The organism is Nodosilinea sp. LEGE 07298 (assembly GCF_015207265.1).
Classification (GTDB): domain Bacteria; phylum Cyanobacteriota; class Cyanobacteriia; order Phormidesmidales; family Phormidesmidaceae; genus Nodosilinea.
This window is the reverse complement of the sequence record NZ_JADEXE010000044.1, coordinates 22730-31240: the sequence shown is the minus strand read 5'-3', so window position 1 is coordinate 31240 and position 8511 is coordinate 22730. Positions and strand designations below refer to the sequence as shown.

Genomic DNA, 8511 nt, shown 5'->3' with positions numbered 1-8511 from the left:
CCCATGCCCCTCACCCTCACCAACACCCTCACCCGGCGTCAGCAACCCTTTATTCCCAACACCCCCGGTCAGGTGACGATGTACTGCTGCGGGGTGACGGTCTACGACGATTGCCATCTGGGCCATGCCCGGTCTTACCTAGGGTGGGACGTGCTGCGGCGATACCTGCGGTGGCGGGGCTACGCCGTTCGCTACGTGCAGAACTTTACCGACATTGACGACAAGATTCTCAACCGGGCCAGGGCTGAGGGTACGACCATGGCGATGGTGTCTGAGCGCTATATTCAGCGCTATTTCGAGGATATGCGTCGGTTAAATGTGCTCGATGCCGATGACTACCCTTGGGTGACGGAGCACATTGGGGCGATTCACGAGCTGATTGGTCAGCTAGAGACGAAGGGCTATGCCTACGCTGCCGGAGGCGATGTGTATTACCGGGTGGGGCAGTTTGCCGACTATGGTCAGCTGTCGGGGCGATCGCAGTCTACCCTACAGGCCGGAGCCAGCGGTCGTGATCTAGCGGCTACGGCCAAGGCCGACCCGGCTGACTTTGCCCTGTGGAAGGGGGCCAAACCCGACGAACCCGCCTGGGAGTCGCCCTGGGGGCCGGGGCGACCGGGCTGGCACATTGAATGCTCGGCAATGATTCGGGCGCGGTTGGGGGCCACCATCGATATCCACGGCGGCGGCGGCGATCTGGTGTTTCCCCACCACGAAAATGAGATTGCCCAGTCGCAGGCGGCCAGCGACAAACCCCTGGCCAACTACTGGCTGCACAACGGCATGGTGACGGTGAACGGGGAAAAGATGTCGAAGTCCCTGGGCAACTTCACCACGATTCGCGACCTGCTGGATGGGGGCTGGGCGGAGTACCCACAGCCGGTAGACCCGATGGCGGTGCGGCTGTTTGTGCTGCAAGGGCACTACCGCAAGCCGCTGGATTTTACCCAAGCTGCGATCGCCGCCTCAATCAACGGTTGGCAAACCCTGAAGGCTGGACTTTTATTTGGCGATCGCCACGGTGCAAAACTGGGATGGCCCGCCGTTGCTATACAGTCATCCCCTCAAGAACCCAGCCAGGCTAACCCGTGGGTGGAACGGTTTCAAACGGCCATGGATGATGATCTCAATACGCCGGGGGCTCTGGCGGTGCTGTTTGAGCTGGCCAAAGGGTTGCAAAGGGAAGGGAATTGCCTGGTGCACGCAGGGCAGACCCAAGCCAGCCCTGATGTGCTCTGGCCGCAGTGGCAAACCCTGGTGCACCTGGCTCAGGCGTTGGGGCTAGAGGTCACTCCAGAGGTTGATGGTGATGCCAGGGCGATGGGTTTGGATGATGGTGCGATGGCCGCAGACCGGTCTTTGACCATCGCAGAGCTGATCCAACAGCGCCAGGTCGCCCGGCAACAGCGCGACTTTGCCACAGCGGATGATATTCGCGATCGGCTAGCAGCAATGGGGATTGTGGTGGTTGATCAACCGGATGGAAAAGTCCGTTGGCATCGTCAGCAAATCAACGATAGTGAGCCGAACTATTGCCCATAGGTTTGCAAAGAAAAGCTCCCCATTGAATATGTTAGCATCTGCAAAGTCCTCAATTAAACATGAATCTTTCCCGACAATACCGGCGCTAGCAACAATGTCATATCCATCTAAACTATCTGCTGAGCACTGCGTAACGACCTTCGATGAGTTTGCGCGATTGGCGGATTATTCTCTGATGGACACCTTAAATGCCGACCCTAACGCCACGGTCGATGGTGATGATCACCGTGCCCGCCAGGTTTTCTCGGGTCATTTCGTACCTGTGACACCTACGCCGCTGGCAGAACCAGACTATGTAGCCCATAGCAGCACTTTTTTTAAGGAACTTGGGTTGAGCGATGAGCTAGCGCTTGATGAAAAATTTTGCCGTGTATTTTCTGGTGATCTCTCTGCTGCCCATGAGCCAATGCGTCAGTTTGGCTGGGCGACTGGCTATGCCCTATCGATTTATGGCACCGAATATATCCAAAATTGTCCATTCGGTACGGGTAATGGTTATGGCGATGGTAGGGCGATATCTGTATTTGAAGGAATCATTAATGACCAGCGCTGGGAAATGCAATTGAAAGGGGGTGGCCCAACGCCTTATTGCCGTGGTGCCGACGGGCGCGCAGTACTCCGCTCAAGTGTGCGTGAGTTTCTAGCGCAAGACTATATGCAGGCTTTAGGTGTGCCCACATCGCGCTCTTTGACCCTGTATGTTTCTAAATCTGAGACCGTTACCCGGCCTTGGTATTCTCAAGACTCCTACTCCACCGAACCTGATGTTTTGGTGGATAATCCTGTAGCCATTTCAACTCGCGTTGCACCCTCCTTTTTACGCGTTGGTCAACTAGAATTATTTGCCCGCCGCGCTCGCAGCAATGCTCATCCAAAAGCATTAGAAGAGTTGCGCATGATTGTGTCGCATTTAATTGAGCGAGAATATAAAAGCGATATTAATCAAACTCTTGGTTTTGCAGATCAATTGGTTGAGTTGGCAAAGCTATTTCGCCAACGTCTTACGACCCTGGTGGCCAATTGGCTACGGGTTGGTTACTGCCAGGGTAATTTTAATAGTGATAACTGCGCCGCTGGTGGCTTTACCCTCGACTATGGACCATTTGGGTTTTGTGAAATTTTTGACCCTTCGTTTCAACCTTGGACTGGCGGCGGCGAACATTTTTCATTCTTCAATCAGCCCATCGCAGCAGAAGCGAATTATTATATGTTTTGGAAAGCTGTGAGACCTTTGCTGGCAGAAGAGACTGATGCGTTAGAACAGTTCGACCAAGTAGGCCGTGGCTTTGCAGAAGCCATGCAACAACAAATCCAAAAAATGTGGGCGACCAAACTTGGTTTGACTGAATTTAACCCAGAGCTATTTAAGGCATTAATGCAGTTAATGACCCACTCAGATGTGGATTACACCATTTTCTTTCGCGAGTTATCCCATATACCAGGCGATGTCTCACCATTGAAAAAGAGCTTCTATGGTAAAACGTCACAACAACTCGATGAACAATGGCAATCTTGGCTAAAAAGCTGGCGCGACCTCGTCATTAACGATGGCAATTTGGCTGAGATATCAACAAATATGAAACAGACTAACCCGAAATACACATGGCGAGAGTGGTTGATTGTCCCCGCTTACCAACAAGCCATGCAGGGTGACTACACGTTAGTTAAAGAGTTGCAAGCCGTATTTAGCCATCCATATGATGAGCAATCACAAGAAATAGAAGATAAATACTATCGCCTAAGACCTAGCGCGTTTTCTGATGTTGGTGGCGTGTCGCACTATAGCTGTTCATCTTGATGACTACGCGGCGATGGCCGCAGGCCGGTCTTTGACCATCGCAGACCTGATTCAACAGCGCCAGACGGCCCGGCAACACCGGGACTTTGCTAAGGCAGATCAGAGTCGCGATCGCCTGGCGACAGTGGACGTCACGGTGGTAGATCAACCCGATGGCGAAGTTCGCTGGCACCGACAGTAAGTAGGAGCGTTTGGCGGTTTTGGGTTTTCCAGAATCGAGCCGCTGTTAGGCAGCCTATAATCAATGAATTAGAACTGCTGTGGTGCAAAGGTATGATCGCGATCGCACCTATCAAATCTTTACCCGATGGCTCAGTGGCAACTATCCCCATGAGCTGGGCAGATTACCAACAACTGGCTGCAAGTAGAGGCGATCGCAGTACTCCGCGTTTTAAATATGCTGATGGATACCTGACCCTCAAGATGCCGACCTTTGAGCACGGCCAGCTAGATGCCATTGTGGCTGATTTAATTGTCGCTCTCCTCAATCAGCAGCTCCGTGATTACGTTCGCACGACCCCCGTTACCCTGCAAATTCCTGAGCAGGCAGGCATCGAACCCGACCATTGTTTTTGGCTCAGCAACTGGGCCGCTGTGAGCGGCAAAAGTCGAATTGACTTGGTCACTGATCCGCCACCCGACATTGCGGTTGAAGTCGATGTGACTAACTTCACGAATATCGCAGATTACGAACGTTTTAAGGTTCCTGAAGTATGGCTAATTCGAGGGGATGTTTTAGCCATCTTTGGCTTAACATCTGGGGGCTACACTCAAACAGAGTCTAGCCAGCTTTTCTCTGATGCTGCTATACCGAAACTCTATCAGCAGGTGATGGCAGCTATTGCCGAAGGTGCTAGCCCTCCCAGAGCCATTCGATCAATTCTCTAAATCGCAAGAATAACAGGTACAGATCTATCCAGCATAGCTTTGCTCGGTTCGATAGGAATAATGCTTTAGACGAATCACGTCGCGCACTTGGTCAAGCAGCTTTCTGGGTCGGGATTCTATGGCGAAGAAGGTAGATATTGGTAGTATTAATGTACCAAATGCCACATTCCTAGCCTGCGAGCTGACCATGAAGATTTGCTGAAGCTATCGGCATAACACCCCTTGACAAGCATATTATGCAGAACAAGATCCAGATAAACACCTCTACGAGGGTAATTATCACGACTTAATTCAGCATAACTGCCGAATTCGGGTAGATAGCCCGACAGGTTTCTGTATAACACTCAGATTTGTGTAGTTATGCCGATAATGTTCGGTATAACTACCCCAGAAGAGGTGATATGCAACTCTGATTCTGGCTAACTACCCTGCTGCGGGGTGTTAGACGGAATTTAGGAAGGAAAGTCAGTATAAGCAGTAGTTAGCTGGCTTAGACAGTTGATGGGGACACTGCTGAGGAATTTTCTGCTAGTCTTCAAAATTGCTCTCTTGAAGACACGCAAAAGCCCATTCCCGCACAAAATTCTTTCGTCTGAATAATTTATGATGAGTTGAGCGTCAGCCTTTTATCATCAGTTGCCATGCCCGAATCATGTTCCGTTTTAATTGACTTTAGCGAAGCGGGTCTGGATCTGGATCGTGCTGACCTGGAGAACTTTTTATTAACCGTCGCCGACGAAATGGAGTCTAGCGACCTGGCGCAGTCTGCCCGTCTAGCCCGTGATGAGGATATCCCAGAGGCGGCTAAGTCTGGCGTGGCGGCGTTTCTTGTTGGGATTCTCACCGCTGAGATCAACCGTGAGCACCTGGGCAAGGTGATGGACTACCTAGGGAACCTGCGCTACGGCAAAACCCTAACGCTGTCCTTTGAAGTAGACGGCATGACCTCCACCCTTGAGTATCGCAACCAACAGGAACTGGACCAGGCACTAGACGCCACCGAGCGACTGGCAAACTTGCGGGTTAAAATACGGGAACAGCAGACCCAACTTGACAACAAACCATAGCACTCTTAAAGACAGCTTCATGGGAAAGTACGCACTCTTAATCGGCGTTGATACCTATGGTGAAGGGTTGCAACCTTTGCCAGCAGCTTCTAAGGATGTGGCAGCGCTGCGGGAGGTGCTGCTGAACCCTCAGATGGGCGGGTTTGATAAGGCAGAATCGCTGTTTAATCCCACGCAGTCAAAGATGGCGTGGGAAATTGAGTCGTGGTTTCGGGATCGGCAACGAGATGACTTGATGTTGCTGTTCTTTTCAGGTCATGGGGTAAAGGACGCTCGCAACGATTTATACTTTGCTGCTGCCGATACTCAAAAGCAGCGCAATCTCCTGATGCGCTCCACTGCCACCCCGGCCCGATCCATCCGCGACTGGATGCGGGACTGCAAAGCCAAGTATCAGGTGATCATCCTTGATTGCTGCTTTAGTGGAGCCTTTGGTGATCTGATCGGCAAGGATGACGGTGAAATCAACCTAAAAGAGCAACTGGGAGCAGAGGGGCATGTGATACTGGCCTCCACCAGTAGTACGACTTATTCATTTGAAGACAGGCGCGCGGGTTTGTCAATTTACACCCGCTACTTGGTGGAAGGGATTGCGACTGGTGCTGCTGATGACGATGGTGACGGGATCATCACAGCAGATGAACTACATCAATATGCAAAGCGAAAGGTGCAGGAAGCCTCGCCCAATATGAGTCCCAAGATTTCCATTCCGAAAGGAGAAGGTTATCGTATTGAGCTTGCGCGATCGCCCAAAGATGATCCCAGGCTGAAGTATCGCAGAGAAGTAGAGCACCGTATTACCGACAAAGGTGAATTGCCCTCAATCGCTAGGGTGCTTTTAAATAATCGGCGTTTAGAATTGAAAGTGTCAGATGAAGACGCTCAGAAAATTGAGGATGAGGTACGAGAACCATATCGCGAGCGCCAAAGTAAGCGCCAAAATTATGAGAGAGCATTGCGTGAGGATCTACAAAAGGAAAATCCTCTTAGTCTGCCTACAATTGAGGCTCTAGTAGATTGTCGAAATCAACTTGGACTAAGACCAGAAGATACCGGAAATTTTGAGATAGAAGTTCTTGGAGAAGATTTAGATGTATATAGAGGCAAAATTCAGCTAAAAGAGCAAGAGAGCTATCGAACAACTCTGAAAAAATATCTTCTTCACAATCCTCCTCTGAGCTTCCAAAGTATTCAGAAGCTTAAGGAGTTTCGAGCACAGAAAGGTTTAAATAAACTTGTTGAGACGATAGAAAAAGAGACTCTAGGAGGAATCGACTTAAGGGAATACGAAAGGAAAATCGAAAAGGAGAAAGAATTGTATTCCAGCTTATTGAAAGATTGTATAAAACAGGACGGTCAGTTTCTCAGAATAGATACTATCCAAGCACTTATCAAGGAAAGATCGAATAATAAATCGTTAAATATAGAGGATAAGCAATTAGTTGAAAAGCCATTACTTGGAAGTGGTCTAGATGAACTTGAAAAAGAAGTTCATGAGTTTTACCAACAATATAAAACTCTCTTAAAACAACAAAAGCCGGAAAATGAAAAATTTCTTCGACTTGAAGATGTCAAAGATCTTAAAAAGAGACGAGAAGATTTAAAATTGCACTTAGAAAATGTGCAATCGGCTGAGGAAACAACGCTTGGATATAATTTGGATGTGTGTGAGGAAAAAATTCAGGAGTCCTGGCAGGAATATAAAGCCTGCTTAGATAGTTTCAAGGAAAGAGCTGGAGACTTTCCTAAGGTCAAAGATATTCAAATCCTCAGAGAAACACGAGAGCTTGGAAAATTGCATTTAAAAGATGCAAAATTAATTGAGAGGCAAGTGCTTGGAAGTGATTTAGACGAATACGAAGCAAAAATTCATCAGAATCAGCAAAATATTCAAGCTGACTTACTAGATGATAATTATCCTAAAGATATTCTGAAGTCAGAACGTTTTGGAGAAAATTATTACGCCAAGCTACGTGATCTACTGGCTCGACAAGATTGGAAGGCGGCTGACCAAGAAACAGCCCAGTGTATTTGTGAATTAGTGGATCGTCAGGAACAAGGGTGGATAACAGATGAAGATATAAAGAAAATTCCCTATTTTGATTTCCACAGGATTGACAATTTGTGGACAATTTACAGCGAAGGACACTTTGGCTTCAGCGTTCAAGAGGAGATTTTACAAAATTTTTTAAAATCACAAGGCTATTTAAAGTGGGATGAGTTTGGTGAGAAATTAGAATGGCGAAAGAAAAAGGGTCTTTTTAGTAATTCTCAATGGGTTCCTTATTCTCAGTTGCAGTTCAAGAGAAATGCGCCCAGAGGACATCTTCCGTTTTGTGGAATGCTTCTTGAAATTAACGAAGCTCATGCCGAAAAATACCAGACGGCAGAGTTTGTAGAGCCTCTTTTCAAAGCATTGCTACATGAAACTAAGCATTACATAGGGTCGTCTTTGCCCTCATGGAACAAAGATAGATTTTATGCTCAATTGCGTGACCTACTTGCTGGAGAGCACTGGAAAGATGCTGACAAGGAAACCGCTAGATGTATTCGGGCGTTGGTAGGTCGCCCAGAAGATGGAGATGGAGCGATATTAATTGAAGAGATCAAGAAATTGCCACTTAAGGATCTCCATACTATAGACAGCCTGTGGTTGGCTTACAGTGGTGGAAAATTTGGTTTTAGTAGTCAAATAACAGCCTGGAGGAAATCCAATATCTCAAAGGGGATCTGGTTCTGGTGGTTATCTTGTTGGTGGGTTTGGCATAGTACCATTTTTCAAGAGCTTACAAAAGCGCAAAATCAAGGTTTTGAGAAAGAACTAAATAACAGTGATGCCAGTGAGCCACCTTTTTTTCGTGCCTTCATTCCTGTTATTGGAGATTTATTTCCATCCCTGGAAAACTTTTTGTGTACTTATGCTTGGAGAAATGCATTGTTCTATGTCTCTGGTATTTGTATCATTGCCGTACCTCTTTGTTGGAGAGGTTTATCTGTGGGTTGGACACCATCGATATTCTTGTCTATAGGTCCCGTGATTGGTATGTTCATGCTTGGAAACTCTGTCGGTAGATACATAGATTGCTTTTTCGGATTTTGGTCACTTAAGACTTTTTTTGAATATTTCTCTGAAAAGAAAAATTCTTTAGAGGATACTGAATAAATATATTTGGCAATGAGCCTCCCTGGAGGATATGGAAGCGGCTATCTCTGAGG

Annotated in this window: 6 protein-coding genes; all 6 read left to right on the top strand. The window is 47.9% G+C overall.

Annotation, left to right across the window (positions count from 1 at the left end; genetic code table 11):
- Positions 1 to 3: 3 nt before the first annotated feature.
- Positions 4 to 1542, top strand: a complete 1539-nt coding sequence (cysS, locus tag IQ273_RS08655) for a cysteine--tRNA ligase (RefSeq protein WP_194022770.1) — start codon at positions 4 to 6, stop codon at positions 1540 to 1542.
- Positions 1543 to 1636: 94 nt separating this feature from the next.
- On the top strand, positions 1637 to 3340 hold the full coding sequence (locus tag IQ273_RS08650; protein ID WP_194022769.1) for a protein adenylyltransferase SelO family protein: 1704 nt from the start codon (positions 1637 to 1639) through the stop codon (positions 3338 to 3340).
- Entirely contained in the window at positions 3309 to 3521 is a 213-nt protein-coding gene (locus IQ273_RS08645) for a hypothetical protein (RefSeq protein ID WP_194022767.1), read from the top strand. The genes IQ273_RS08650 and IQ273_RS08645 overlap by 32 nt, the downstream gene beginning before the upstream one ends.
- A 92-nt stretch (positions 3522 to 3613) precedes the next feature.
- Complete coding sequence (locus IQ273_RS08640) at positions 3614 to 4228, top strand: Uma2 family endonuclease (protein WP_228052581.1); 615 nt, start codon at positions 3614 to 3616, stop codon at positions 4226 to 4228.
- 641 nt (positions 4229 to 4869) lie between these two features.
- Positions 4870 to 5295, top strand: a complete 426-nt coding sequence (locus tag IQ273_RS08635) for a hypothetical protein (RefSeq protein ID WP_194022766.1) — start codon at positions 4870 to 4872, stop codon at positions 5293 to 5295.
- A gap of 19 nt (positions 5296 to 5314) precedes the next feature.
- Positions 5315 to 8458, top strand: a complete 3144-nt coding sequence (locus IQ273_RS08630) for a caspase, EACC1-associated type (RefSeq protein ID WP_194022765.1) — start codon at positions 5315 to 5317, stop codon at positions 8456 to 8458.
- Positions 8459 to 8511: the final 53 nt, after the last annotated feature.

Bases quoted from the DNA above. Each gene is read 5' to 3' on its own strand.
- cysS (WP_194022770.1), top strand. From the start codon at position 4: ATGCCCCTCACCCTCACCAACACCCTCACCCGGCGTCAGCAACCCTTT.
- IQ273_RS08650 (WP_194022769.1), top strand. From the start codon at position 1,637: ATGTCATATCCATCTAAACTATCTGCTGAGCACTGCGTAACGACCTTC.
- IQ273_RS08640 (WP_228052581.1), top strand. From the start codon at position 3,614: ATGATCGCGATCGCACCTATCAAATCTTTACCCGATGGCTCAGTGGCA.
- IQ273_RS08635 (WP_194022766.1), top strand. From the start codon at position 4,870: ATGCCCGAATCATGTTCCGTTTTAATTGACTTTAGCGAAGCGGGTCTG.
- IQ273_RS08630 (WP_194022765.1), top strand. From the start codon at position 5,315: ATGGGAAAGTACGCACTCTTAATCGGCGTTGATACCTATGGTGAAGGG.